Genomic DNA, 25,786 nt, shown 5'->3' with positions numbered 1-25,786 from the left:
CTGAACATGTCCATGCTTCAAAAAATGTTCCTGGCCGTGGCCCTGACCAGCGGTATCGCCACGGCCGCGTCCGCAGCCGGAACCAATGAGCCTGCGGGGATCGAGACCGCAAAGCCGATGAGCAGCGCGGAAATCTATCGGCTCTACAACCAGAATTCCTGGATGTGGAAAGCCGGCGCCGGCTACTTCTCCGCAAAGGCGCGTCGCTTTACCGCCTGGTCGCGGGAAAATGGCTCGCCGTCCTTCGGCATGGGCCGCTGGTTCATCACGGAGTCGGGGAAACTCTGCTTCAACGCCGACTGGCACGCCAGGACCGGAACGGCGACGGCAATCACCTGCTTCAGCCACCGCAAGAAGGGCGGCCTGATCTATCAGAAACGCGAACCGGACGGTGAATGGTACGTTTTCAAGAGCGCACCGGCACAAGCCACCGACGAATTCGCAAAGCTTCGCCACGGCGACTACGTGAGTTCTCAATTGGGGAGGATTGAGACGAGCGTCAGTAAGACCAAATAAAGGCGAAGCTAGGGGTTGCGCGCGGCCGAGGCGCCATCTGTGTCCTTGTAGGAGCCGATGCCTGCGCGCAACCCTTTTTATAAAAGATCGCGAAGCGCCTTCAAAAGGCGGCGAACGAACGGCCGGGGCAATTGGAGCGGGTGAAGGGAATCTATATGTACAGATAACCCGTTGTTTTAAATATTCATGCTGACCTCTTGCGCATAAAATACCGTAGATAATACCGAAAACATCTTCGGGGCGCTGCAACTCGCAATTCCGGTCGTTATTCAACCTCATTCAGGGGAAGACCCCTAGACATCGCGGCCGAGCGGTCACGAGATCTCGACGCACGGATGCCACGAGATGCTGAAGCCGGGTCAGCATAAATTCACCACACCGTACATCACGGGACTTGCGTGAGCGAGTTCTTGGCGGGCAAGTTTCTGATCTAAAGCACTCCTTTTTGCGAAGGCACATAGCTCCGCAGACTATCCTTCGACAAACCAGAATCGCTCCAGACATGTGTCATAGCATGGTGGTTGAGAATGAGTACGGGGTCGCCTATCGTCGCCCGTTCTTGGGTGAGCGACAGGAGCGCATGTGATGGCTGAAATAGCAGAGATCCTTGAGTCGGAGGAAATGGCCGAGGTCATGAGGGCGGTAGAGGCCCTGAAACAAAGATTCGGCGCCCATCCTGGCAGTATCCCATTTCAACGCAATGACGGACAGCACCTTTGGCCGATCGCGCTTACACGTGTAGGAAGATACAAACCGGATGTAGTACTAAAGATCCTTCTTGACGATCACGAATATTATCCCGGCTACAAGGCAATTTTGGCAGCCGGGTTCGGTGGGTGGCTAATAGCACCTCGCTCAAAAGAAGTTCGGGAGGCGCTTGTCGTTCACGCCGCAGTCGCGCACATGGATAGGGCGGAAAGCCTCGCCAGTATTGATACTTCCTTCACTGTGCAGAAAGACATCGCAGCTAGGTACCTGTTCACCGGCACAGATTTTTTGGTCGAGGTTTACGATTGTCTAGGAGGGCACAGAGCTTTCGGGGAAGCACCTTCGTTCGACGAACTTTGGGATGCCTTCGAAAGCGTCGAAAAGACAATCAATACTGCAAGTCGAGCGATCACCTACCTTCATCATGCCACCGATCGCTTCGGGAGTCCGGGATCTAGATTCGTGCCAAGTCTCAACAAAGCCGTATCCGTTCTCGATGAACTCAAGAATGCGAAGAAGAGTGACCCGTCGGCACAACAATACGTGTCCCGGTCACTCCTGCATCAAAGGTGGAGCCAAAACAAGCAAACCTTAGCTCTGCTCTACTCAGCATCAACGATCAGGATTAACCGAAGGACGCTTCTGCAAATCATCCTAGATGGCTTCTTCTCCTATGAAGATCACAGAAGTTATCTTGAAACATGGGTCGGTCGCGCTCGATATGTGGCGACTCATATCTTCGCTCGCATGAAGGGCGACTTGGAGCTCGAGAGAAAGACCCACCGGATCCTTGGCGAGGGAAAGATAACGCCTTTTTCACCTCCCAAATTAGATGATGCCGAGCTCGCCAGTTTTAAGAGAACTTTTCGTAATTTTATCAATGGATAAAGCCGTGATTGTTGTCCACATCCGGCATGATTGTCCATGGAAACAAACATAATTTTAAACAAACAATATCGCAGTCATAATCTTCGTCGTGTTCAACAACACCACGGAGACAAAGGTGACACAAACAACTTCGGAAACAACAAGCCAACTTGGTCCTATCAACGAGACGTTTCCCACGAACGGCTACGTTCGTCTCAAGCAGATCCTGCGCCCTAGTGGGCCGTTACCGATCAGCAGATCTGGGTTCTGGGCCGGCGTGAAGAGTGGCAGGTTTCCCTCCCCCCGTAAAATATCGGCAAGGGTAACGGTATGGCGCGCCGAGGACATCCAAGCCCTTATCGCAAAAATCGATCGTGGGGAGGCTTAAGATGGCTCACAAGAAGCACTGGATTAAGCAAAAGCGTGTCGAGAGGAATAAGGTCGACGCTCACAACGAGGATGAGGCCTCGTCACCAATCGGGACTCGGATGGCAATGGCTCAAGCTCTTGAACAGCTTAATAGCCAAGGTGTCGTTGCTGCCCTGCGCGGTCAGAAACAGGGCATCAGCGATCTGTTGCACAACACTGATCGGGCACTCTCAATCAAGCTTGCAGTCGTCTATGGTGCAGGCCTTATTGTCGAACGAGACGACGATGAATGGCACGCGCTCTGCGCTGCGCAAGAGTGGATTGATCATCCCAAGGTAAAGCCGAAGCGCACCGATCCACTGAGGGCGGTTCTGCGGCTAGCGGTTGGTTTTGAGGGAAAAAAAGCCGACAGCACCGTTCACAGATACTACAGGGCCCTTCACCCACTCTTCACGGAGAAAGTACCCGCTGATGAGATTCCTAGCCGCATAATCGAGGCAGGAGGCGTCGAAAAAATGCGGCAAAACTCGGCACGATCCATAGTGGTCAACTCCACTCCAGAAATTATGCGGACTGTCTACGGCGTGAACAAGGCAGCCCACTTCAGGGCGTGGATAACAGTCTATCCTCTTGAAGGTGGAGTTGCCAAAGTCACAATCGGAAAGCTGAAGCAACCAAAGATAAAGTAGCTGTACTTGTAATACAGTATTCAGCCCACCGAAAATAAACCCACCACAATCACGACAGATAGGCTTGGCTTTTGCCATGGTGGCGGAGCCTTGCCTATCGGCAGGGAGTTATCAACATGAAACCTCTTCGCATATCGAAGATAGAATTCGATGCCCAGCACCGGCACCTTAATGACCGCCTACTCGCCTTTTCCTTAACTAGGCGTGGAAGGCGCCTCGTCACTCAATCGATCAGGAAAAACGTCAGCCTCTCATCGTCATCGTCGCTTAAAGCGATAAACTCAGCTGCTAGGACCCGGTTCGCAGATCTGTTTTGCACCAAACTCAGAGCTTTCATCCTCGAGAAGGCTATCGATGAAGTATTCTTCGTTACTCTTATCGTGAGGAAACACGCGGTTCCGATATCTAAGGCGGCAGCCTTTAACGTGGCGGCTTGCAAGGAAGTAGCTGGCCAATTCTTTAGAGACCTTGACTACATTGGCCTGATTGAAGCCGCCTACTACTACCGGATACCGTTCATAGCAGGTGATCATCAACCGTTCGTATCCTGGCATTCCCACGCACTCGTATGGTCAGTGTCTCACAAGGAGCTTTCTGATCGGCGGCGACATTTCAATCGCGAACATCACGCATTTGTTCCGGGGAAGCGGGCCGCTCATTTTCAGATGATCGCGAGGGAATCGATTTCGTCTTACGTGCGCTACATGGTATGCGCCGCCTACATCCCATTGATTCCGTGTGTTTCTGAGCATTGAGGTATCTGCCACAAGGTTTTCGGCAAGAGCTGGAGATTTGGCATGGCAGATGGTGAGGGATTTATTGGGCGCTGTGAAATTGTCGAGCCTCGTCGTGGAAACCGGCGATGGCCCAATGCTGTGAAGGCGCGGATTGTTGCGGAGAGCCTTCAGCCTGGAGTTAGGGTCGCTGACGTTGCGCGTCGTCATGATCTCGTTGCGCATCAGCTTTCTTGCTGGCGACGACAAGCACGTCAGGGTCTTCTGGCGCTGCCTGCCGAACTGATGCCAGCCATTGAGGACGGGTCTATCGAACCTGCCTTTGTGCCGCTGGCGATCGCAACGGAACCGAAGGAGGCTGCCGATGCATCGCCGGTTCCGGAGCTGGTCGAGATCACTTCAGGGATTATGACAGTAGAAATAGGCGCAGACCTCGTGGTGAGGGTTCCCGGCGATGTGCCGGTTGATCGGGTTGCGGCCTTGGTGCGGGCGATGCGAGGGACAGCATGATCGTCGCGGGCCAACGCTTACCGATCCTGATCGCGACGCGGCCGGTGGACTTCCGCTGTGGCCATCAGGCGCTGGCATTGATGGTGCAGACCGAGTTGAAGCTTGATCCGCATTCCGGGGTCACCGTGGTCTTCCGGTCGAAGCGCGGGGATCGTTTGAAAATCCTGGTATGGGATGGCACCGGAATGGTGCTGACCTACAAAATCCTGGAACAGGGAAGCTTTGCATGGCCGAAGGTGCAAGATGGAACGATGCGGCTGTCACGGGCTCAATACGAAGCGTTGTTCGAAGGGCTCGATTGGCGGCGGGTGATGGCGCAGCGGGTGACACCGCCAACTGCGGCAGGATGACTCACCGGCTCGATTTTGGCATTGTTTTATTGGGCTTTTCTGCTTGATTTGCTATAAAGCTGCATGTCGCAGCCCATCGATCTCAGCCAGTTCCCGGACCTTCCCGTCGAGGTGTTGAACGCCTTTGCGGCGGTGCAGTTCGAGCTGTCGGTGGAGCGTGCAGCACGTCAGCATGAGCAGGCGGCGGTGGCCGAAAAGGACGCCTTCATCACCGAGCTAAAGGAACTGATCGAGAAGCTTGAGGGCCAGGTTCAGGACTACCGGCGTACGAAGTTCGGGCCGAAATCGGAAAAGCTGGATCCGACGCAGATGGAACTGGCGCTGGAGGACCTGGAGACGGCGATTGCCGAAACACAGGCCCAGATCGCCTTCGTTGAGGAAAAGATCGCGGCGAGCGGACCCGATGTCGGCAAGGACGCCCCTCGCAAACAGCGCAAGACGCGCGCGCTGCCTGAGCACCTGCCGCGGGTCGAGCGGGTGATCGAGCCCGACAGCATTGCTTGCCCCTGTGGCTGCGGCAACATGGTGCGGATCGGCGAAGATCGGACGGAACGGCTCGATCAAATTCCGGCTTGCTATCAGGTGATAGTCACGATCCGCCCGAAATACGCTTGTCCCAAGGGCCGCACGGGCGTGGTACAGGCCAGAGCGCCGGCGCATTTGCTGGAAGGTAGCTGGCCGACCGAAGCCCTGTTGGCGCAGATCGCCGTGTCCAAGCATTCCGAACATATGCCGCTCAACCGTCAGGCGACAGTCATGGCCCGACACGGAGTGCCGATCGACCGTACGGTCCTGGCCGATTGGATGGGCCGAACGGGTGCTGCGATCGCGCCGGTGGTAGACCGCATGGCCATGATCCTGAATCAGGGCAGTTCAAGACTTTATGTCGATGAGACTACGGCCCCGGTGTTGGATCCGGGCCGCGGCACGACGAAAACTGGCTATCTCTGGGCTGTTTTGCGCGATGATCGCGGTTGGAACGGCTCTGCGCCGACGGGCGTGGTCTTCCACTACCGGCCTGGGCGTAAAGGCGAATATGCCGCAGAAATCCTCGACGGCTTCAACGGCACGATCCAGGTCGATGCCTATGGTGGCTACTCGCACCTCGCCACGCTGGACCGCACGGGCGGTGATCCGCTAAAGCTGGCCTTCTGCTGGGCGCATGGCCGCAGAAAACTGATCAAGGCCAAGCCGAAGAAAGGTTCGCCCATCGTCGATGAGGCGTTGTTACGTATCGCCGCTCTTTACAAGATTGAAGACGGCATCCGAGGCCGTGATCCCGAATATCGCCGGGCTGTCCGCCAACACCTGTCCCGCCCATTGGTGGATGAGTTCTTCACCTGGCTGTCCGCTCAAGCCGCGCGCGTCTCGCGCAAGTCCGACCTCGGTCAGGCTATGGCCTATATGCTCAAACGCCAGGATGGCTTCCGGCTCTTCCTCGATGACGGCTGCGTCGACATCGATTCAAACCTGGTCGAAAACGCGATCCGCAGCCCGGCCATGAACCGCCGCAACGCGCTGTTTGCCGGGCATGACGAGGGTGGCCGAAATTGGGCCCGCTTTGCCAGCCTGATCGGAAGCTGCAAAATGAATGGTGTCGAACCCTACGCCTACCTGCGAGATCTCTTCATCAGCCTCGCCAACGGTCATCTCGCCAAAGATATCGACGCACTCATGCCGTGGGCCTATGCGCACTGCCGGACCAGCGCCTCACAGTGAGCTCGTCCGGGACTCTTCGATGAGCTCACAGAAAATCCGCAAGCGATAGACCTGACCGCTACAACCGCAAAATCAATGGGGTGGAGACGCCGCATACGCTACATGTCGAAATCCCTTCTCAAAGAATACACCGCCTACCCTAAGATGCGCACCGTAGTTGATCCAAGAACCGGTGAGTTCATCAAGCAACCGACCGGCAGGTGGAGTAACCGCAAGAGACCGATCAGGTCGACTAACCTCGTTCGCGCCATGAGTGCGATGGGTAGCCGTACCTTGAAGCAACTAACTTTCGCTGGCGGAACTGGAATGGGCTTACGTCGAGCTCTGCTGAGGGCGTCGCGAGACTCGCTTGAAAGGGACACGGCAACGAGGGCTTTACGCCGCAGAACCCTTCTATTCGCGTGATAGCCTACTTGATCACATCCACGAAAAACTCGCGGGAGGCTCATCGCGGCAAAAGATTTCCGCGCTTTGCATGTGGGCCAATCACATGTTGCTGCCTAACCTGCTACTCAATTCCTAAAGGTGAACTATGATGACTCCTACTGGCGCCGCCGGCGTCCGTGATGCCCTCTTCGATGGGGCTGCAGAGCTTAACTTGCCGTTGTCGCCCAGCCTGCTTTCTCTCTTGCGATGTGAAGACAGTTTGCCTTGCGGGCAGGGTCGGTGCCCCATTTGTGCTTCGAAGCTAACTATGCTTTTACACAGCATCAAACAAGCGCCGGACCTTCGCAGGCAGCGTTGGCAGAAAAGCGCTTTCGCGCTGCGGTCTTTTTCTTACGCGTCAACTGAACTTGCGGCCATTCCGATAGACAAAATTAATTCCGGTGTCGCCGCGATCCTTGACGGCTATGTCCGCTCATTTCTGCGGCAGGACAACCGCGGCAGTATGAAATATGGCTGCATTGCCCAGATTGGATTGGTCGAAGATACCTCGCCTGCGAGCGCGTGTGAGAAAGTTGTTGTCGTGGAGTTCGCTCTAACCGGTGGTAACGAAGAGACGGACTACGATATGTTCGAGAGCCTGCATGCTCACTTCGGTAAAGAGCTATACCATGTTGCCGGCAATGACCTTGGTCCGCAGGAGGTGGAGCCTGTCCCCTTGCTTTCAGCAGAAGCGAGTAGATTTCTTCCTGAGCAGGGTCTGCTGTTCGGATACACGAAGCGAAGGTTGGACACGCCCGAGCGACCGACAGTGATTTCAAGCAAAAAGCGTCTTGCCCGAATGGCCTTCAACTATGGAAATCATACGCTGAGGAGCCGGATTCTATCCCGAGGCTTGTCCAACAATGGAACAGAGTTGGTATTTGACGAAGATGCGAGAGGAGATCTATGGGAAATTGACTATTTCTCACAACTCGATCTACAGCCATGATGACGAGCGATGAAGCTGTCAACTAAGCATCGGTAGAGCGCCATTCGGCGCTCTTTTGCGTGCTAGCGTTATTCGGAGTCTCCAGCCCCGCCCCAAGAGATTACGCGATCCCCTGTGTTTCGACCTCTCGGACTGAGCAACCGGCGACCGGCCACCGACCGCAACTAAGACGAGCTCAAAATCGCGTTGCAACAACCGTAATTTGACAATCTGTAGTTGCGCTGATACAAAGCAAGGCAGTCGCGACCTGCAACACAGGTTTGCCGACGCATCGGGGGCCTTCGGGCCCCTCTTTCATTTAGGAGATCAATATGCCCTCGACTACAACCGCCGCAAACGGTATCAGACTGCCCCACCCCGTCATCGTCCTCGGCCGTGACGACAATGGCAAAGCCCACGCCTCGTTCTTTCCCGCCACCGATGCTCAGCCGGCCTCACGCGCCGCCAGTCTAATGGGAATGCTTGCGCTCTCTGCGGACAACGACGCCGTGCGATCGCTGCTGCCGAAGCTGCCTAGGGGAAAGCTCTTCGACAGTGGCAAGGCCTTCGTGCCGTTCGTCAAGCAGGACCTATACAAGCAGCTTGCCGCCCACTTGCCTGAGGCCGACCGTGCAAAGGCGGAAACGGTTCGAGCGGCACCTGCTGAAGTTTCACAACAGGGGCACGCTGCAACGCCGAGCAATGTGCCGGACGACTGGTCGAATATCCTCGTCGGCAGTTTGGTACTCGCCACCGACGATCCGCTCGAGGGATGGTTTGAAGCGACCGTCATCGAGCTGAAGCCCGACAGCGTTCTTCGGCTTCAGTGGCGGCATTACCTCGACCTGCCGCCGTTCAACCGCAAGCTCGAAGACGTGGCCCTGCTGCATCCAAGCATGAAGCTGTGAGGCGGGGCGATGCGGAGCCTCGCCATGACTTCAGCAAATCATCAAGAGGAGGCCGTCGACAAGGCGGCCACCATCCGAACCCTCAACGACGCCTTCAGGCGCAATCCGACCGCTGGTAGGGTTGTCATCACCCCACGGGTGAGCGCTCTGCCACATGACCAACGATTGGTCCTGCTGATGACCGTCGTTGGCTTTGACGACTTCAACGCCGGCAATGATCCGTACAACGAACACGACTTCGGGGCGATCGAACAGGATGGGGTGAGCTATTTCTGGAAGATCGATTATTACGACCTGGATTACGACATGGGGTCACCAGACCCCGCCAATCCGCATGTCACGCGTCGCGTGCTGACGATCATGCGGGCGGACGAATACTGATGCGGTCAACCAGTCTTTGGCTTTCGTCCAGACCTCAACGGAGCAGGTTTTGCAGCGGCGTCATCTACATGCTGAAGCAATGCCGAAACGTGCACTTGGAGCACTCCCGCCAGAGCCTCAAGCGTCGAAACGGTGACGTTTTCTGCGCCGCGCTCGACGCGGCCGACGTAAGAGCGGTCAATTTCGGCGGCCAATGCCAGCCGCTCCTGCGAAAGCCCCTTGGCTACCCGCAAGCGTCGCAAGTTCCAGCCGATGGTTTGTCGCGCGTCCATGGGGCAACAAAGCCATATTCACGGCTTGACAATCGACGGACTGACAGTCCCATATTACTGCAACTACGTCACGAGCTGTTGCGTCGTGAATCTATCGAGAGGGAAATCATGAAAATAGCAGTCGGAATTATTGGCATCTTCTTGGGTCTGCTCGTGCTGATGCAATCATGCGCGGTGACGGCGGGCAGCGGCCTGCTGCAGGACAAGGCCACCGGAGGTGCCGGCGCCATAGGTATGCTTGTTGGCTTGCTGTTCTTCATCGCAGGGGCGTTCTCGTTCGCGCTGCCGCTCGTTGGCGCGATCATGTTCGCTCTGGCCGCTGCGTTTGCCTTCATTGCATCAACGTCGGGCAGCTTCTCCGACGTTACGATCTGGGGCTTCATCGCCTTGGTGCTGGCCGTGATGAGCTTTTTCACGTGGCGTTCGTCAAAGCGGAAGAAGCTCGATGCGTCTGTTTGATCACCTAAAGCCTTTTGCCATCGGCCTATCGGCTTTCCTTGCCGTGACAGGCGCCGCGGCAGCGAGCGAGACGAGCTACTATAGGGGCAAGCCTTGGGAGGTCGTTTTGCATTTGCCTGACACGCAAAACGAACGCCCCTATTGCGCTTTTCGAACGTCGCTGTGGGAGGCAAGGTCAATCTCCATCGAAAAGATGATTGGAGCCGGCGATGAGGTGGCCATAGCTCTTCGTGTTAGGAAGGAAAGTTGGCAACTTCCAGACAATCAAACAACGACAGTCGCCGCCGACACCGTGATGGGAATGGTCGAGGTCCCAATGAAGGCGATCACCGGGCAAGAACTCTATTCGGGCGTGCCCACTGTGCCTGTTCTTCTATATAATGTTGTAATCGGCTCGATGCTTGATTCCGTGTTGGCAGCGCGGCAACCTCAGCCGCTAACCATCAAATTCAGTGGCAACGAACCGCTATGGACCGTCCCAGCGCTGGACCGGTTCCAAGCTTTCGAAATGAATGACGCGTTCAAACGTTGTGGCCTCGACCTGAGAGGCATGCAGTCCAAAGCCGAACAGGACGACAGCAGCCAGCAAAGCACCTCGCCTTTTGGTGCTGCCTCACCAGCGGGCCAGCCTCCGGCTCAATCTTCCGCCAGCTCTCAGTCTCTGGCTGCCCCCTCGGATTGGGAGTTCTATGCTCGTGATGAGGATTGGGGCCACACCTGCTTTGTCCAAACCCATAATGGAATTGTGATGGTGGGCTTTATGGGCTCGTCCGGCAAGGATCTCATCGGTTTCGTCAGCAGCTTGTTCAGCGGTGAAACCAGAGCGACATGGCACGTCGATGACAAGCCGGCCTACGTCTCAGACGGGGGTGAGAGTGATTATTTCGGTTGGCATGAATTTGGCCAATTGCCGATGGAATTGCTGGATCAAGCTTCAGAGGGTAAGGAAATGGCTGTAACGGGCGGAAGCGGCGAACGGGTTCTTGTCGATTTGAGAGGCGCGGCCGAGGCAGTGTCCAAATTTAAGGCATGCTTCAACAAGTGAGGGGCAGCCTCCGCTCATCTGATTGAGCTGCCTATGATCACGAAATAAAGCCGGCGTCAGCGCCGCCGCCCGACGAGCGAAGGCATTAGGAGCGAGACGGCTTTCGTGCGTCCCACGCGTGCGGAACATTCACTTTCCCTCCGGTTTCGAGGAATTGCTTTCCAAAGGCGTCGGGCGTCGGCGCCCGTAAAGCCCTAGCCCGGAGCAGGCCGCTCAGCGTAACTGAACGGCCCGCGGTGCAGGAATTGTATCGGCCATCAAATTGGCATCGGTAAGAATTTGGATCAGATCGTTATGAGTCTACGAGACCGACAAGTATGTTGGGTCGTTCTGCGCTCCCTTCCTTATATTGGCGCTATGTGTCACCCCGACAACAAGCCTGAGGCATTTTGTCGAGCATCGCCTGTCCTCTCGACGGTCATATCGAAAGGCTTGCGACTTACCATCGCCCGGCTCGATCCACGATCAATTTGCACGAAAGCGGTCGACCCGGGCTGGACAGCGAAATCAAAGCTGTCGCCCTCGATGGCAATCTACAGAGATTGAATGCCGAAAATCCCCACCACGGCATTGTTCCTGCTTTGTGTCCCGGAACAGTCAGACTGGTGCGCGGCGATAGTCTTCTGTTGAAAATAGTCACGCTGCCACGTCAAAACGTGGCCTTTAGCCCCAAGGAGATCGACATCGACTGAAAGTTTGCCCCGACCGCATCCTTTTCCCAGGCGGAGGATGTGCCCTTCGAGGTGTCGTCTATTTGCATGTCCCCGTGGCTGCGAAAAACCTGCTCGAACGAACCGGACAGATAGATCGAAGCAGCTGGCGTCACCGCGTAGTTAAGGTCAAAAGTTGCGCCGATTGTCGGCGCTGGGTCAATGTCACCATGAAACCGGAGACCCCTCAGCCAATGGTCGTCGGTATACTTGATGCCGAAACTCAAGCCGGTCTGAAGGCCGCCGCTGATGGTAAGATCGCCGAGGACGTGTTCGCCGCTCAGGCTGACGAAGCCAATCGGAATCTGTTGCCGGTAACTGATGCTCTTTTCCCAGTCTGGCCATGCCACAGGTGTATCCCGGAACCTTTCCTCCGTATAGATGCCGGACCCGCCATAGGCGGTCCACTTGAGGTCGGTATATTGGACACCGGCGCCGACCGCCATACTGCTGGTCTCGTTGCCGTAGATGATCCGGTCCAACTGGATCGCTCCGGCGACATAGTGATCGAGTTCGGTAAGGGGATGGATTGAGCGGTGGCTCCAGTCATCGTGCCCGGGGCTCGCCCAGTCGTAGTCAACCATGTGACCGGTGCCGCCGGTGCCGACTTTGACGCTGCCCTTCAAGCTCCAGTCGTTGTCAATCTGCGCGTCCACACCAACAGTGAAAAGGGTCATCCCCTTGCTTTCCCAGTTCAGCTGGCTGTTCTTGTGGTCGCCGTCATAGACAAATGCGTGGGCCTTGATGTTGGCGAGGCCGAGTCCGGCGAAAAAGAAGAAATTGCCGTCGTCGGAGGAATACGAAGCATTGTTTGCGGCGGCCAATGATGGGGTGGCGGCCACCAGTAAACAGGAAGTGACTGCGAATCCGGTAATGACGCGCTTCATCAACTGACTGCGTGTTTCGTCTGGCGCCTCCGTCTTGGGCCTGAGCTTTGTCGGCTCAGGTCGGCTTTGTGTGGTGCCAGAGTTGTCCGCTGCACAAGCCACTGGTGTTGATGGATCGGTGTCGCCGTGCCGTTGCAAGGCTGGGTGCGTCGACCCAGTCAGGGAATGGAAGTATTCGCGGGCCATCCGTTGTCCTTTGCTGGAGGTGATCAAATTGCGGGACTGGGGAGCTCGGCAACATTCTTCCCCTGAGCGAGTTTGTTGGCGCAGCAAAGTGCTTGTTGACTGACACAGGGCATTGCGTTTTAGTCCGTGACGGATTAGAAGCGTCCTTCATGTACTAAGCCATCACGACGCCATACATGCCACATTCGGAGTATCCGCGCTATCAAATCGAGACGACGTCGGAACGCATTCAGCGCCACGGCGGGATGCCCCGAATAGGCAACGAAAATACAAAATCACCTCCGAAAAAGCTCGGAGACTGATGAACCTGCTTGGAGGACAAGATGCACTGGATTTCCAGATTATTTGCAACGGGTGCCGCTTTTACGTTGGCGTCCATAGCCCTCGACGGCTTCGCCCAGTCGGTCGATGCCAACCTGGCAATCAACAGGCCGGACGAGGCGTCCTGGCGTTTCCTCGCTTATGTCGCTGCTCCCGTCGCGGCGACGCCCGGCAAGGTTTTGTTCGAAACATGGGCTTCGAACGAAGATACATTCACCCCGCACCCAATTTTCCCGGGCGCCAAGGGTGACCCGTCCTGTGGACAGTCGGGTGCGGTCGCTGCAGCGGCGGAAATCCCCACTCCCGTGGCCAGCCCAAAAATACTGAGTCTTCCAGCCCTCCAGCAGTTGGCTCCGATGGGCCTCGTCCCGCATGGGTCGCCCGACGGGAGCGAAGAAGTTCGCCGCAACCAGGCGACTTTCGATTACATCGTTTGCAACCAGCTCTTTACCAAGGCCGGTCTGCGATCCTTCTATAATGCCGGCCGGCCGATCTCAGCTCCTGTCGGCGCCATGGAAGTCAAGGCAGATTGGGTACCCGCCGATGAGGTCGATAGCGCCGATTATTATGTCAGTGAGGCACCTGACGGGAAGAAATACGCGCTAATCGCCATGCATATTAGCAGTAAGGTGCTGCCAAACTGGACCTGGACGACGTTCGAGCACCAGAACAATCCAGGCCGTTGCGATTATACCGGATGCCATGATGCCTATGGTGCGGTTGTCGCCGACGTGGACGCGAATGACGCCCTTGATCAGACCTACAGCGACTGCGCAAAGAACGACGCACTGAAAGCCATGATGAGATCTGCAGGCCTTCCACCCGTGTGGGAACATTACTGCCTGAAGGGCAGCCAGACCAACTTCGTCTCGGCGACCGGCTTGCCGACGCATCTTGGCAATTCGGTAACGGAGGCCGGATTCGCCGACACTTCGTCCTGCATCACCTGCCATGCGCGTGCCGCCGTCAACGCAAGGGGTATAATGACGACGCCAGCAGGATTCGTCGATCCGCCGATCCCGGCGCTCTGCCCCAATCCATCCGGTTCCTGCAGCCCTAATGGCGCGCCGGATCCGAATTGGTTCTGGACCAATCCCGGCAAGCTCGACCAGGCTGCCGTTGCCATGCAGACGGATTTCATCTGGTCAATTGCCCGCCATGCAATTGGGCACTAACACCGGCGAGCGCAGAGTGCGACTCACTTGGGATTGAACGAAGCTGCTACCGCGGCAATTGCGGTGGGCTTTGAGAAGAGCCTCCTGGCTGAGAGGATGAGGGTGTTGCAAACCCACCCTTCAGACAGGAGATCCAGATGGCCGAGATAAGCCCTCTTCGCCGCCGGATGATCGAGGACATGACGGTCCGCAATCATTCATGGCGGGTGTGGTCTCCGGGAAATGATTCGGATCGGCTTTAGCAACAAACTCCTACGTCATTTCAATGGCTTGGACTACTTCCGCCAACCCACCACGAATTTTTCGGGTTAATTCATCGTCTCAAAAATCAAGCGCAACATAAAAACATGAGTAAGCAAAAAACACCGAGGAAGTTCTCAAAAATCGCCTGTGCCTGCCTGTTGTCGGGCAGCTTGCTGGCAGGGTCGGCGCATGCTGTCACGCCGGACCATGGCCAGATCCTGAGCGGTTTTTGGACCACCGCGAATCTGATCAAGGAATATTTCGATTGGCGCGGCTGGGCTGGCTGGAGCGCGATTGGCCTGACCAATGTGGTCATTACCGTGGCAACCGGAGACAGCAATGGCGCCTTTACCCGGGCTCTGTTCACCAATCTTTGCGGCTCTACCGCCGCCGGCTTTGTAGCCGCGTGGAAGCCGGCCACCAGGCCCGGAGCTGCGACGCACATCAAGGCAATCGTCAAGGCCGGGACCGTGATCGCCGCCGCCAGCGCCTGCGGATGGGCGACGCAGGCAATTCTTAGCAAGATCGATTCCGAAATTCCTGCTGCGCAAAGAGCCATCGACAACGCGCAAAGAAACAATGTGCCGAACTACAAAGAAATCGTCGACGACAAGACAAAAGTAAATAACGCATTTCTGGGCATCGAGAAGAATTACCGCGATACCGCGCTCGCCTTGAACAAGGCGGCGAATCTGATGAGGCAATACCGCAGAAACGGCTGCAAGGCCGCCACGCAGTCCACACTCTGCGCCGACCTCGATCGTCGCAGGGCCATTGCGCAAGCCGAGGCTGAGCAGGCGCTACTTGCCTTCAACAATGACGGCAAGACGATGTCCGCCAACGTCAAGGAACTGGGTTACGACGTGAAATCTTGAATTGAATTTGCCCGTTCGAATCTTCGGCGGGCCCGTTGAAAGCAGTGGGCTGGCGTCAAACCCCATGGAAAATGAGGATCTACTACTCAATGTCAACAGGCAAAAAGAAATTGCTGCGCGTCCTTCTCGTATCGCTTACAGCTTTGGCGGTCTATTGCATTTACTGTATTTTCCAGTCGGATGAAATTGCACCAACGGCCGAGGTGTTGCCTGCCGACCCTCAAGCTCCCGTTCGATTCGATCTGTTGAACCCGGCGCAATATGCATTGCAGGCCAAGGATTACGGGGGGCATCCCGCCTACGGCGCAGCTATGCTGGCGCGGGTATGCGCCAACTATTTCGAATCTAGGAGCAATCACGACCAGGATCTGGCCGACGCCGCAAAACTGGAAGAAAGCAGCGACAGGAGCTTCGAAGATCTTGTCGCCGCCACCGCTTTCAAGATTCGCACGATGGAGGTGCAGTGCAGCGGTGTCACCGCGGAAGACATCCGGAATTCCGGCGATTTGCTGCGCGAAGCCGCGGCCGCGGGGGATGTCAATGCCAAGGGCATTGTCTTGTTGGAGGATTTCCGCGCCGCAGATGCCGCCCGGGCCGAAGCCAAGCTGGCCAACAAGGCCTTCGACGTTGATCCCGCCGTTTACAAGGATTGGCTGAACGAAGCGGTGCATCTGACCGAACAGGGAAATCTGAGAGGCGCCCAGCTTGCCGCCTTGTTGACCGGCGTCAGCGCCTACGGGCAAAAAGACATGACTACATCGGCCATGTGGTCCATGGTCGCCCAACAATCCAAAGGGGAGGCATTCGATTCCGGCAAATTCTCTTTCGAAACGGAGCCATACAACGAATTGAGCAGTGCAGAAAGAGCCGCAGCCACCGAGCGCGCAAAGAATGTTTTCGGCACGTGTTGCAACCAGCCTTCGGCGCAAGACCAGGAGGCACCCTGACAGAGTGATCGCCGCACCGGAGCGCGAGGAAATCGGACAGCTTCCGGCGCGCTGAATCTCGGATGGCAGGCCGTTAAGCCGCCTTCCTGGTCTTGGCGGCCGTCTTTTCAAGGCTGCCTTTCAGCGTGTTCGAGTAACTCCTGAGCATCAGTTTCTGTAGAGAACGGACCTTGGCGAGGTCTCACGGGACGCCCGGAAGGTACGCTGTCTCAGATTGCGAACGCGTCGATTGACCTGCCGCCAGTTGATGGCATTCCAATCGGTCTGTCCCTTGGTTCCGTTTGCAGAGGATTTCCGCACCTAACTTTTCCCTCGGTTAACAATCATCACAACGTCTTTGGGCGGTTCACCAGACCCACGTCAGCAGCCTTTCGGCTCGGGCATCGCCCTATCCGGCGGGTTATGGATTTCCCCGATCTTTCGATCTGCCGGCATTCGCATCTTGGGTCTTCCTGTTCCCGCTGGGCATTCGGCTTCCCTTGCGGTCCGCCTACTGACGAAATCACCAGTTCCCATCGGGGTTTCCGTGTTCCACATGAAGGAGCTGCGGTCGGGTCGGGCGCTCTCTGTACGCCGGGGCGCGGTGTTCGCGGTGGGGCCAAGCGCACCCCGGTTCGCATTTGCTCAGCTCGGCCGTATCAACCAACGGTTACGGCCTTACTTCCTCACGACGCGTTTCAATGAGAATTCACTCGCGTTCGCCCTTCCGACCTTCGCCTCGCCCGATAAAATGCGTTGGCTGCATTTCCATCTTGGGCTTTCATTCCCGCTTCACACCGCGCCGTTACCAGCACCGCATGGGGAAAGCGGCGACAGAGTTGAACACTACTCATGGACCCATGGGTCACTCCTTTCATGCGACTTTCACGTCGCACCGCCTGCTTGAACGTCATCCACATGGGTGACGTGAAGCACGCGCCATTCCCTCCGACCATAACAAGAGAATGTTCATGCCCGAATAGGGCTGACCGTTGTGGCGTGGGGGCCGGGTAATCCGGCCATTGGTGTTAGCCGCGTGCCATGGCTTCATCCAGGGTTTTACGCCCTTCCCGAGATCTGCAACGATCCTATCCGTGATCCGCGCATAGATGTCGGCGCGTTCGCCTTCGGATTTCCTGCTCATGTCACTATCCTCCGTTTTGGGGGCCGCGCCATCGCGACCCCGTCGCGGAGGTCCGAAGGCAGGAGCGATCAGGCGCTCGCCACACCGGAACGGCCAGAATGGCTCGCCACACCGGAACGGCCAGAATGGAGTGAGGACGGCAAAGCCGTTGCGGCTGACCGCCGGCTCCTGCAGGACCGCCGACCGGGACGGGGTCGGCGTGGCGGGCAGGGTCCTTGTCCTTCTTTTCCTTCCCTTCCCCTGACATGGCAAAGAGCCGGTCCCAAAGGAACCGGCCCGATCTCCACCGGCTGGCGCGGATTGAAGGCAAGACGCGAGCGCGGGATCAGCCGCTGCAGAACATGGGCGCGCAGAAGGCGGTATATCGTTCTCAAATCACGGTCTTTCCCAATGGATCGGCATCATCCTTCGCAGCGGCGTCAGCCCTCGATTGCGACGCGATGCGAACTGCCTAGACTTCTGATCTCGCCCGCAGGCGGAATATCGCTTTCCACGCCGGACAGCGCGTGGAGCTTCACGCGCCGCATCGCGCCGGGGGCAAGGTGGAACCAGTCGTCGTCGGCCCGATAGCCTTCGACATCGATATGCACCGATTGCGCCAGCCGGTCGGTCCTGAGGTCAACGAACCAGTCGCCGTCGTCTCTGCCGAATGATGCTTCGATCCCTGCATCATGCAGCGCCTTCCCCCGTCCGCAGGGGAAGTGGAAGCTCTCGGCGAGAATGGCGCCGTCCGCCAGCGAGCGCAGGCGCGCCACAGTTGCATCATGCGCCGGCGGCCCGAAACGAAAGGCATAGGTCGTATCGAAGAAGGCGCCGTGTTCAACGAGGCTCGACAGCTTGATATGGTGCATGGCGAAGACCATGGCGCTCGCGGCGCAGGCCTGGCCGAGCAGCGAGCACAATTCGGCGATCTCGGTGATCGAGGCGGATTCGCCGCCGAAATGGCGCGGCACCTGGATGCCGAGCAGCCTTTCGGCCTTCATCGCGTCGACGGCTTCCCGAGGGAAGCGGGCCTCCGCATCAACGGTATCCGCGTGTTTCGCCGCGATTTCGGCGACCCGGGCTACCCTTGTGACAAGAGCGTCCTGCATGATCTTGACGGGAAAATTCATCACGCGACCTCCCCGCTGTCCCGGATGAGATCGACGGTCCTGGCGATGGCCGAGATGCTCGCGAAGGATTTGCGGTTCAGGAGATTGTCGGGAAAGTCGATGTCGAAGGCCTCTTCGATGCCAAGCATCAGCTGCACCGAGGCAAAGGACGTCAGACCTGCCGCATAAAGATCGGCATCGTCGGCAACTTGGTCGATCGACACAGGAAGCTTGCCGAATTTGGCGACGAGGTCGCGGATTGTCTGTTTCATCTCATCACTCCATGATTCTCATCGAGCTGGAAGTTGGAAAGCGGGTCGCCGCGCAGCCAGTCCTGCACTTTGATCGACGGGGCTGCAGAGCCGCCATTTAAACTAGAGGTCATGTTTTGTTCACCGCAGTGTTTTATTCAGCTTCGTGCTCCAGGAATTAGCGCGTCCTTCCAAGTATCAGGTCGAGTTGTTTTGATATTGAAAGGTCATCGCGGCGAACGTTCCATCGGTTGGACAATAGACGCTGGTGATCTCGTCTTTTGAAATGGCTTCTGCGGGTACGCGCCATTGTGAAAGTACCCTTCTTTTGGGAGAGTGCAGATGTCCCCATCGTGACAGGAAGACGCCGGGCGCTAGCATCTGGGTACCTCAAGTTCTTGCTTCTGAAGCGCGGCGAACCTTCTTCTCGAACTCACCAAGCTTAAAAGAACCGGCTCGAAGTCAAGACCATTAAAATGGGTCGATCGGATTACAGAGCGCATGCTGGCCTGACCGTCATCATAGCGTATCGCTGCATACATGCTCGGGGCGATGCAGACGCCCCGCTGGCAGGTGAGCTGGCCGTAGGTGGCGGCCATGAAGGTCGCAGCCCGCTCGTGGCGGGTCAGCACGAGCTTGATCTTCGAGTTGCGCAGCGACTCGACTACGTCAACGTTTTCCTCGGCGGGGACGCCGAAGATGTACTCGACTCCCTCGTTCTCGAGTGCCGAGACAAGAAGGTCAGCCTCGTTGAGGCGTGCATCCACGGACTGGGGCATGTATTATCTCCTGACGGGTTTACCCATCTTTGATGGGATAATTCGGTCACGACGATCTAGATGCATTTGTTCAACCCGTCAACAGTCAATAATCATTTGCCGCCAACAAACGTGCCGGCTGCATTGGAGCAGGCCTTGCCGCCGCCATTGAATTTTTCTCTTAGTGAAGGCGCAGCGAGACAATTACCTCAGCGATCCGCTCCGCGGTCCGGCGTGGGCACGATCATCGATGAAGACGAGGGCAGTCTACTCGTCATTTCGCCGCTGTTCGGCAAGAAGGAGCGCACCGATCGTTCACTGGAGAAGGGCAGGCTGATCCATCGCATGCTGCAGGCGCTTCCCGAAATTCCACTTGGCGAACGGCCTGATGCGGCAAGCCGCTATGCCGAACGGGCGGCTCGGTTGTGGCCGGAAGGCGAACGGCGCAAGCTTGTCGATTCGGTTCTGAAACTATTGGACGAGAAAGGTCTGCAGGCCGTTCTCGGCGCGCAGGCCCAGCCCGAGGTCTCGATCATGGGAACATTGACGCTCGAAGACCGGCGCTATGCCGTCTCCGGCCGTATCGACCGGCTTGCCGTCCTTGCCGATCGCGTCGTCATTCTTGACTACAAGACCAATCGGGTGCCGCCGGTAACCGAAGAGGCTATCCCCTTCGCGCACCGGGCGCAGCTGGCGATCTATCGCGAGATCCTGGCGCCGCTCTATCCGGGTAAGCGTATTGATTGCATGCTTGTCTACACCGAGAACGCCTCGCTCTTCACGCTCAGCGAAAAGGCGCTCGGTTTGGCGCTTGCAGCGGGCAGGACAAAGTGAATACCGGACATTGAAAATTCGGCACCGCACCATCACATGCGGTTACCCAATTCCGATAAAGGAGCAGCCCATGGCTACCGTGAAAGTCGATATCAATAATTTCCAGTCCGAAGTTCTGGAATCAGCAGAACCCGTCGTCGTCGATTTCTGGGCTGAATGGTGCGGCCCGTGCAAGATGATTGCTCCGAGCCTCGAAAAAATCGCCGTCGAGATGGAAGGCAAGGTCAAGGTCGCCAAGCTGAATATCGATGAGAACCCGGAACTCGCTGCACAGTTCGGTGTGCGCTCCATTCCGACGCTTGCGATGTTCAAGGGCGGCGAAGTTGCAGATATCTCGGTTGGCGCAAAGCCGAAGACGGCTCTTTCGAACTGGATTTCGAACGCTGCCTGATTGATATCGCTCGATTTGTATCACAATGAAAAAGCCCGGTTCGACCGGGCTTTTTTCATTTTGCAGCCTTCATTTCGGGGGCGTATCGTTGTCGGCAAGGACATCGCCGACGAGGTAGAGAGAGCCGCCGACCAAGATGCGCGGCGGCTGCCTTTCAGCAAGCTGATTTCCGCACGGTCAACACTGTTACAGTTGCTGATGACAACAGTTAATTGAGTCATGCATCGTCCTCTATTCCTAGTTTAGCCCATTGACCCAAACCGCCACAAACGTCCAGGCGGTCCAGAGCAACGCCACCGTGATTATTACTTTCGACGACAAGATCCGCGACGCCACAAGGCTGGCGGCGATGGCGAGCTGCCATGCAAGAATTGCTTCCATATGAATGTTCCTTCTTTGGAAACAACCCTTACGATCGGCGGTTCCTACTTTTGCGGATGATGTACATCAACCGGTTTTCGTTGCAACAGTTCTGCCCGTGCTGGGGAGGCCACGCGTGGGGACAACAAGATCGGAGGTCACTAGTACGCGCCGAAGTCTCTCGTAACTTTTGTGAAATGCTGACTGCTCCTTCCACTTGCTGACAACATGTCAGTTGCACATTAATTTCAGTTGCAGCCAAGGCCGCGTCACGCGGGGGTATAGCCGGTTGTGACGTGGGCGAGGTTACATCGGTCAGTGTCACATCGATCTTGACATCGACCATTTGTGACAAGGTAGCCTCGGGCCTAAAGTTCGAGGTGACATATGACGAAAATCGGTTATGCCCGGGTCAGCACGGCTGATCAGGATTTCGAAATACAGCAGCAACGTCTGCAGAGTGAGGGCTGCGTGATCATCCGCGCAGAAAAGGTTTCCGGCGCCAGCCGCGAGGGGCGAACGGAACTCGCAACTATTATCGAGTTCCTTCGTGAAGGTGACGAGTTGGTGGTCACGCGGCTGGATCGTCTTGGGCGCGACACCCGCGATGTCCTCAACATCGTTCACGAGTGCGAGCAACGAGGAGCATTCGTGACGATACTCGACCCGCATGTGTCGACACGCGGTGAAATGGGGCACGTCATTCTCACTGTCCTCGGCATGGTCGCACAAATGGAGCGTCGATTTATTAAAGAGCGTCAGCGAGAAGGTATTGCCCGCGCAAGACAAGCTGGAGCGTACCATGGGGGTAAGGCTCGCCTGAACCACGAGCTAATCCGCACGCTTCATCATCACGGAATTGGAGCTTCCGAAATCGCGAGAAGGGCTGCTTGCTCGCGAATGCAGGTGTATCGAATATTGGCCGCCTCTGACCATGAAATTGTTGAAAAATAAGAAGTTCTTTACCTCGACATCGGTGCACTTGAGGAGGCCGTTGCCTCAGCTCGGGCGAACCCATTTGACGGTATGTCCGCTGACGGCGCAGAAGCAGCAGTGCGCGATGCTCTTAACGATATCGGCGACGAGTGCCCCGCCTGCGATTCCGGGGACTGACGCGCTGAGTCGGTTCGGCCTATAACCAATCCGGTCGATCAGGAATTTCGCCCGCCGCGACTTCTATGAGAAGAGTAGTTATACCGGTCGGACCGTCTTCGATGCCTGAAAACTGCCCGTCTGGCGGTCCGCCGGTTCCCCCAGACACCACAAAGCCCGCAGCGGGCGCCGCCAACAACGCCATGGCCGATACGGATCTCGGTGCTGCGATATTGCCTAGCGTCGACGAGTGGCTGAAGGTTTTGGAAAAAGTCTCCCGCATTAGGGCGTCTACCACTTCAGTCCAAGTGGGGTTGACGCATGTGTCGACGTCCCGACCATATCCAGACTGGCCTGCCACCATCCGCGCAAGGAAGTCCCCGAGCTCGGCATAGCCTATTGTCTTTTTCGGTGTCGGATTGGCCGGAAGCTGAGTCCATCGCGGAGCATGAGATCGGTGCCAGTGGCGGTCGATTATGCCATAGCTTCCGGAGTGGTCTGAATCCACTCCCAGTGTAAGATCGACAGATTTCAGCCGATACGCTGCTTGCTCGAAGTCGAACCGCGGCCAGTTCTGGTAGAGCGACAACTGCGTCCAGCCAGATCCCTTCTTGACATTCGCCGTTCCAGCCTGAGCGGCCATTTTGGCTTGAATGAGGACGGCCCGCCTTCCGGTCCAGCGGCTCGTCCGTAAATCAATAACTACCAAAAAGTCGGCGAGTTCGGAGCGTTGCCGCTTCCCTCGCACATCACAGTAGATCGCCATCGGGGACTGATGGCAAAACACGCCTGTGAGTTTCAGGTTTAGCCCGGCAAGAGTGAACAATGGAGACCACGCCGCCGCTATATCGGGAATGGCCCCCAAATGGACAGCGGCGACGAGACCGGGCTCGGTTCGGGGCGAGGACTTCATCAGGGGCGACCCATTTGCCAGCGCACGGGAAATCGCTACGTTGGCTGATACGCTCATCTGGTGAACTGCGCTCGAAGAAAGCGTCATTCGCAGCGATCTGGTTTCATGGGGCGATCTCAGCCTGAGACTTCTTGGTCATCTGCTCGGTCATCGATCTGCGCGACAAGGACCGGCGAAGACTGCGTCCACAGAGTTGCAACGGAGTTTCCTTTTAGTCAGCGCATCAGGATGACGCGTATTTTTTAATTTCTTCGAAGTATAGTCTCTCGCTGTCGTCCTTAAACGAAGATTTACTTTCTGAAAGCGACGAGAGCTTTTGGAAAATATGTGCGTAAATGATCTTATGCACTTCGTTGCGTAGATTGTGCTCATCAGGGGAATCCATTTGGGCGTCGACATCAAGAAATAGGTCTAACAGTGAAAGCAGTCCATCCTTGTCAATTTCGTCTATTTTGCGCCACTCACCCGAAGCCGCCACCCAAAAATAGCCTGATCCGTCTTCAATCTTTAAGATCTGCATAGGTCGCACTCCGCTCTTCGTAAGTTTTCACTCCTGCCTCCAAGTTTCCAAGAAGTATGTCCCTTGTTTGCAGTTCTAATCCATCTGCAGAGACAAGTTTCTTGCTCGTTGGAGGCCCGGAGAAAATTCGCCACTTGATCTCTGTGCCCTCTACTGCTTTCTGAGTATAGAGGATGTAATCTGGGCGGATCGAAACTCCTACGGTGTTATTGTGGGTGACCACGACAACGGGCATCTTTCTGGACATTTCTTTTATAATTTCATTAACTTCAGCCTTCAGGAAATGGTTGTCGAATGACGATTCTGGTTCATCTATGAGCAGGACATCTGCGGAGCTTGCTCCTTCTATCTTATCTAGCAAGAAAAATTCCGACCTTTCTCCCCCAGAAGCAACGAGCCCATCCTTGTTGAGAATCTTATATTCAACCTTGACCAGATATTTGCTGAAATCAGAAGCTTCAACTGGAGATCCAATGTTTCGGAGCTCCTGCAGGAATTCATAGGGCTTATCGTACTTCTCGAAGGCGGCACTGAAGCCTTTCTGCGATCTGGAAAGGTCTTTAAGTTCGCTCACCCTCATAAATGGGCCGACCTGAGCAACAATCTCAAAACTGCCTTTTTTCTTCCGAAGCGGAATTTTGGCCTTGCGGGCCGCTTTCACCAGCTCTTCGAATCTGGCTATCCCTCTTTTGTTGGTTGCGACTCTCAGAAGGTCAACATCCGTCACACTAGGCGCGGATGACTTTCTCTGAAGCCTCGCCTTGATGTCTTGAATGACAGTATTTACCCAGTCTTTTTTTAGGTTACTCTCTTTCTGGGTGCAGTAAGTCATCATCAATTCGACATACAGCGCCTTTAGTGCAGCCTGTGGAATGTGCTTATCAATTATTAATCTATACTCAACGTTACTGACCAGTCTTTTTGTCGATGATATTAGATTCTCCAAGCCAGATAGATTTTTTTGTTGAAATAGTTCCTCATTATAAATCGTAGCTTTCGAGAACGCGTCATGCCTACTTGTGTCGCGTGCATAATTTAGTAACGTGGACACATATTGTTCCACGGATTCCATGTCCGATTTGAGGTCGATTTCAAGCATATGGCCAACCGCTCCTTGCAAATCCGCCAGATACTCCCGAGAAAAAAGGCTGGTTTTTTCACTTAGAAAATCCTTGAATTTCCTTTCGTCTTCCACTTCATTGCGGGCCACAAGATCGAACTGTCGTATATATCTAGTGTTCTCGGCTCCAAACCAATCGTATATCCTTTGCAGCGTATAAGATTTTCCTGACGACCGATCGCCCAAAACAACATTCAGTCCAGTTGAAAGCTTCTGACCGTCGGGAAATATCTGGAAGTATCTGTTCCCGCCAATGGTAGACAAAGACACCTTATCTCTGTCCTTTAGAACTTGTCGCAGAGTGCCGAACGTTAGCTCCTCACAATCAACATATGTTTGCTTGGTAGGGAGGTCGGAAAGGGTGTCGCTAATTCGGCAGTCGCTGAAAAATACTGGGACGAGCATCTCAGGGTCTTTGTGGCAAGCCATGAATTTTTTAGGGCTACTGACTTCGCCACAGTGAATATGACCTCCGAACCTCTCCAAACTTTCAGGACTAATTTTCGGGTCCTTCAGATAGTGAGGAATAAGGATGTACTGACGGAGGTCGCCCAGAATCGACTCAAACTCTTCATGCCGAAGGGGCAATCCAGTCGTATGCCATTTTCGCGCCACCTCATCGCATCGGGAAGAAAATCCATCCAAATCTCGTCCGTCGGCCAAGACTAAGATGTGAAATTTTTCGATATCAACTTCTATCCCTGGAATAACAAGGATATCCAGAACTGACCTGATTTTCTCAAATTGCTCTCTATCAAAGAGATTGTGGTTTGTAATGGCAATGCAGTCCAATTCAGCATCGCGCACATACCGCTTAATATTGTGTTCGCTAAACACAAAATCTCGATCTTGAGAGCTAGTTTTGGTATGGATGTGCAAATCGATTTTTTTCAAAATTGTAGCCCCTCATTCCGCACGATTTTATCTTATCTGGGAGCAACAACTTATGCACGAATACTTTTTTTAAGTTTTTTCAGGTGCTTTTGAAGCGAGTTAGTATGCCGCTCTCATCCGATTCTGTGGCGGCTAGCCAGACCCGTCGTTCTGGAAGCGGCCCCTACCTTACCCACCATGAGCGGCGCTACCAGAAGTACGCTGATGGTGGCAT

The 25,786-nt window shown here is 55.7% G+C and carries 27 protein-coding genes and 5 pseudogenes; 20 read left to right on the top strand and 12 right to left on the bottom strand.

Going from position 1 to position 25,786, the window contains the following annotated elements:
- Positions 1-6 precede the first annotated feature (6 nt).
- The 10 genes from BA011_RS22760 (at position 7) to BA011_RS22715 (ending at position 9,105) form a co-directional block, all read left to right on the top strand.
- A complete protein-coding gene (locus BA011_RS22760; protein WP_065282110.1) occupies positions 7-516 on the top strand; it encodes a DUF995 domain-containing protein in 510 nt (169 codons plus the stop codon).
- A 585-nt stretch (positions 517-1,101) separates the two neighbouring features.
- Positions 1,102-2,112 carry a hypothetical protein gene (locus BA011_RS22755; RefSeq protein ID WP_065282109.1) on the top strand — a complete coding sequence of 337 codons (1,011 nt, stop codon included), beginning with the start codon at positions 1,102-1,104 and terminating at the stop codon, positions 2,110-2,112.
- Positions 2,113-2,480: 368 nt separating this feature from the next.
- Positions 2,481-3,149, top strand: a complete 669-nt coding sequence (locus BA011_RS22750; RefSeq protein ID WP_065282108.1) for a hypothetical protein — start codon at positions 2,481-2,483, stop codon at positions 3,147-3,149.
- Between the two features lie 116 nt (positions 3,150-3,265).
- Entirely contained in the window at positions 3,266-3,904 is a 639-nt protein-coding gene (locus tag BA011_RS44405) for a hypothetical protein (protein ID WP_065282107.1), read from the top strand.
- Positions 3,905-3,946: 42 nt separating this feature from the next.
- Complete coding sequence (gene tnpA / locus BA011_RS22740) at positions 3,947-4,393, top strand: IS66-like element accessory protein TnpA (RefSeq protein ID WP_065280340.1); 447 nt, start codon at positions 3,947-3,949, stop codon at positions 4,391-4,393.
- Positions 4,390-4,743: an IS66 family insertion sequence element accessory protein TnpB gene (gene tnpB, locus BA011_RS22735; protein WP_065280339.1), complete on the top strand. Its 354-nt coding sequence runs from the start codon at positions 4,390-4,392 to the stop codon at positions 4,741-4,743. The genes tnpA and tnpB overlap by 4 nt, the downstream gene beginning before the upstream one ends.
- 63 nt (positions 4,744-4,806) lie before the next feature.
- Complete coding sequence (gene tnpC, locus BA011_RS22730) at positions 4,807-6,462, top strand: IS66 family transposase (RefSeq protein ID WP_065280338.1); 1,656 nt, start codon at positions 4,807-4,809, stop codon at positions 6,460-6,462.
- 694 nt (positions 6,463-7,156) lie between these two features.
- Complete coding sequence (locus BA011_RS22725; RefSeq protein WP_065282106.1) at positions 7,157-7,837, top strand: hypothetical protein; 681 nt, start codon at positions 7,157-7,159, stop codon at positions 7,835-7,837.
- A 311-nt stretch (positions 7,838-8,148) separates the two neighbouring features.
- Entirely contained in the window at positions 8,149-8,724 is a 576-nt protein-coding gene (locus tag BA011_RS22720) for a hypothetical protein (RefSeq protein ID WP_065282105.1), read from the top strand.
- Between the two features lie 24 nt (positions 8,725-8,748).
- The gene (locus tag BA011_RS22715; protein ID WP_065282636.1) at positions 8,749-9,105 is read left to right on the top strand and encodes a DUF3768 domain-containing protein; all 357 of its coding nucleotides are present in this window, start codon (positions 8,749-8,751) and stop codon (positions 9,103-9,105) included.
- 5 nt (positions 9,106-9,110) lie between these two features.
- Here the strand turns inward: BA011_RS22715 and BA011_RS22710 are convergent, their stop codons facing one another.
- Entirely contained in the window at positions 9,111-9,377 is a 267-nt protein-coding gene (locus tag BA011_RS22710; protein WP_065282104.1) for a helix-turn-helix domain-containing protein, read from the bottom strand.
- A 108-nt stretch (positions 9,378-9,485) separates the two neighbouring features.
- Between BA011_RS22710 and BA011_RS22705 the strand changes: the two genes are divergently transcribed.
- The 3 genes from BA011_RS22705 to BA011_RS41975 all read left to right on the top strand — a co-directional run bounded on the left by BA011_RS22705 (position 9,486) and on the right by BA011_RS41975 (position 11,573).
- On the top strand, positions 9,486-9,836 hold the full coding sequence (locus BA011_RS22705) for a hypothetical protein (protein ID WP_065282103.1): 351 nt from the start codon (positions 9,486-9,488) through the stop codon (positions 9,834-9,836).
- Positions 9,823-10,881 (top strand): hypothetical protein, encoded by a 1,059-nt coding sequence (locus tag BA011_RS22700; RefSeq protein WP_065282102.1) that lies wholly within the window; start codon positions 9,823-9,825, stop codon positions 10,879-10,881. Before BA011_RS22705 ends, BA011_RS22700 begins: the two co-directional genes overlap by 14 nt.
- Before the next feature lie 389 nt (positions 10,882-11,270).
- Positions 11,271-11,573, top strand: coding sequence for a hypothetical protein (locus BA011_RS41975; RefSeq protein WP_151343514.1), 303 nt, complete (start codon positions 11,271-11,273; stop codon positions 11,571-11,573).
- On the opposite strand, the gene BA011_RS22695 is transcribed toward BA011_RS41975, so the two are convergent.
- Entirely contained in the window at positions 11,531-12,664 is a 1,134-nt protein-coding gene (locus tag BA011_RS22695) for an omptin family outer membrane protease (protein ID WP_237352516.1), read from the bottom strand. The genes BA011_RS41975 and BA011_RS22695 overlap by 43 nt on opposite strands.
- Before the next feature lie 323 nt (positions 12,665-12,987).
- On the opposite strand from BA011_RS22695, the gene BA011_RS45185 reads away from it, so the two are divergent.
- The 3 genes from BA011_RS45185 (at position 12,988) to BA011_RS22680 (ending at position 16,225) form a co-directional block, all read left to right on the top strand.
- Positions 12,988-14,160 carry a hypothetical protein gene (locus BA011_RS45185; RefSeq protein ID WP_237352515.1) on the top strand — a complete coding sequence of 391 codons (1,173 nt, stop codon included), beginning with the start codon at positions 12,988-12,990 and terminating at the stop codon, positions 14,158-14,160.
- 347 nt (positions 14,161-14,507) lie between these two features.
- Complete coding sequence (locus BA011_RS22685; protein WP_065282100.1) at positions 14,508-15,278, top strand: hypothetical protein; 771 nt, start codon at positions 14,508-14,510, stop codon at positions 15,276-15,278.
- Positions 15,279-15,367: 89 nt separating this feature from the next.
- On the top strand, positions 15,368-16,225 hold the full coding sequence (locus BA011_RS22680; RefSeq protein WP_237352513.1) for a hypothetical protein: 858 nt from the start codon (positions 15,368-15,370) through the stop codon (positions 16,223-16,225).
- Positions 16,226-16,372: 147 nt separating this feature from the next.
- Here BA011_RS22680 and BA011_RS46565 read toward each other — a convergent pair whose 3' ends face one another.
- From BA011_RS46565 to BA011_RS45180, 6 genes and pseudogenes are all read right to left on the bottom strand, one after another.
- Positions 16,373-16,525, bottom strand: coding sequence for a reverse transcriptase N-terminal domain-containing protein (locus BA011_RS46565; protein WP_196766967.1), 153 nt, complete (start codon positions 16,523-16,525; stop codon positions 16,373-16,375).
- 551 nt (positions 16,526-17,076) lie between these two features.
- Positions 17,077-17,348, bottom strand: a pseudogene (locus tag BA011_RS41965) (ArdC-like ssDNA-binding domain-containing protein); the annotation flags it as partial.
- A 419-nt stretch (positions 17,349-17,767) separates the two neighbouring features.
- Positions 17,768-18,166, bottom strand: a pseudogene (locus tag BA011_RS44400) (glycoside hydrolase family 2 protein); the annotation flags it as partial.
- Positions 18,158-18,460 (bottom strand): annotated as a pseudogene (locus BA011_RS44395) (acyl-CoA dehydrogenase family protein); the annotation flags it as partial. The pseudogenes BA011_RS44400 and BA011_RS44395, both read right to left, overlap by 9 nt.
- On the bottom strand, positions 18,460-18,711 hold the full coding sequence (locus tag BA011_RS22670; RefSeq protein ID WP_065282098.1) for an acyl carrier protein: 252 nt from the start codon (positions 18,709-18,711) through the stop codon (positions 18,460-18,462). The pseudogene BA011_RS44395 and the gene BA011_RS22670, both read right to left, overlap by 1 nt.
- 485 nt (positions 18,712-19,196) lie before the next feature.
- Positions 19,197-19,469, bottom strand: a pseudogene (locus BA011_RS45180) (thiamine pyrophosphate-binding protein); the annotation flags it as partial.
- 174 nt (positions 19,470-19,643) lie between these two features.
- Here BA011_RS45180 and BA011_RS22660 point away from each other — a divergent pair.
- The 3 genes and pseudogenes from BA011_RS22660 to BA011_RS22650 form a co-directional block, all read left to right on the top strand.
- Positions 19,644-20,282 (top strand): annotated as a pseudogene (locus BA011_RS22660) (PD-(D/E)XK nuclease family protein); the annotation flags it as partial.
- A 70-nt stretch (positions 20,283-20,352) separates the two neighbouring features.
- Positions 20,353-20,673, top strand: a complete 321-nt coding sequence (gene trxA, locus BA011_RS22655) for a thioredoxin (protein ID WP_065282095.1) — start codon at positions 20,353-20,355, stop codon at positions 20,671-20,673.
- Positions 20,674-20,889: a hypothetical protein gene (locus tag BA011_RS22650; RefSeq protein ID WP_065282094.1), complete on the top strand. Its 216-nt coding sequence runs from the start codon at positions 20,674-20,676 to the stop codon at positions 20,887-20,889.
- 21 nt (positions 20,890-20,910) lie between these two features.
- On the opposite strand, the gene BA011_RS44390 is transcribed toward BA011_RS22650, so the two are convergent.
- A complete protein-coding gene (locus BA011_RS44390) occupies positions 20,911-21,054 on the bottom strand; it encodes a hypothetical protein (protein WP_186806478.1) in 144 nt (47 codons plus the stop codon).
- A gap of 366 nt (positions 21,055-21,420) precedes the next feature.
- Here BA011_RS44390 and BA011_RS22645 point away from each other — a divergent pair, with 366 nt between their 5' ends.
- A complete protein-coding gene (locus BA011_RS22645) occupies positions 21,421-21,987 on the top strand; it encodes a recombinase family protein (protein WP_065282093.1) in 567 nt (188 codons plus the stop codon).
- A gap of 178 nt (positions 21,988-22,165) precedes the next feature.
- Here BA011_RS22645 and BA011_RS22640 read toward each other — a convergent pair whose 3' ends face one another.
- From BA011_RS22640 to BA011_RS22630, 3 genes are all read right to left on the bottom strand, one after another.
- Positions 22,166-23,125, bottom strand: a complete 960-nt coding sequence (locus tag BA011_RS22640; protein WP_065282092.1) for a hypothetical protein — start codon at positions 23,123-23,125, stop codon at positions 22,166-22,168.
- Positions 23,126-23,261: 136 nt separating this feature from the next.
- Positions 23,262-23,558, bottom strand: coding sequence for a hypothetical protein (locus BA011_RS22635; RefSeq protein ID WP_065282634.1), 297 nt, complete (start codon positions 23,556-23,558; stop codon positions 23,262-23,264).
- Positions 23,539-25,572 carry a PHP domain-containing protein gene (locus BA011_RS22630; RefSeq protein WP_065282091.1) on the bottom strand — a complete coding sequence of 678 codons (2,034 nt, stop codon included), beginning with the start codon at positions 25,570-25,572 and terminating at the stop codon, positions 23,539-23,541. The genes BA011_RS22635 and BA011_RS22630 overlap by 20 nt, the downstream gene beginning before the upstream one ends.
- Between the last annotated feature and the right edge of the window lie 214 nt (positions 25,573-25,786).

Origin of the sequence: Rhizobium leguminosarum (assembly GCF_001679785.1) — a bacterium.
Lineage (GTDB): Bacteria > Pseudomonadota > Alphaproteobacteria > Rhizobiales > Rhizobiaceae > Rhizobium > Rhizobium leguminosarum_R.
The sequence above is the reverse complement of the archived record's forward strand: the minus strand, read 5'-3'. Positions and strand labels throughout refer to the sequence as shown.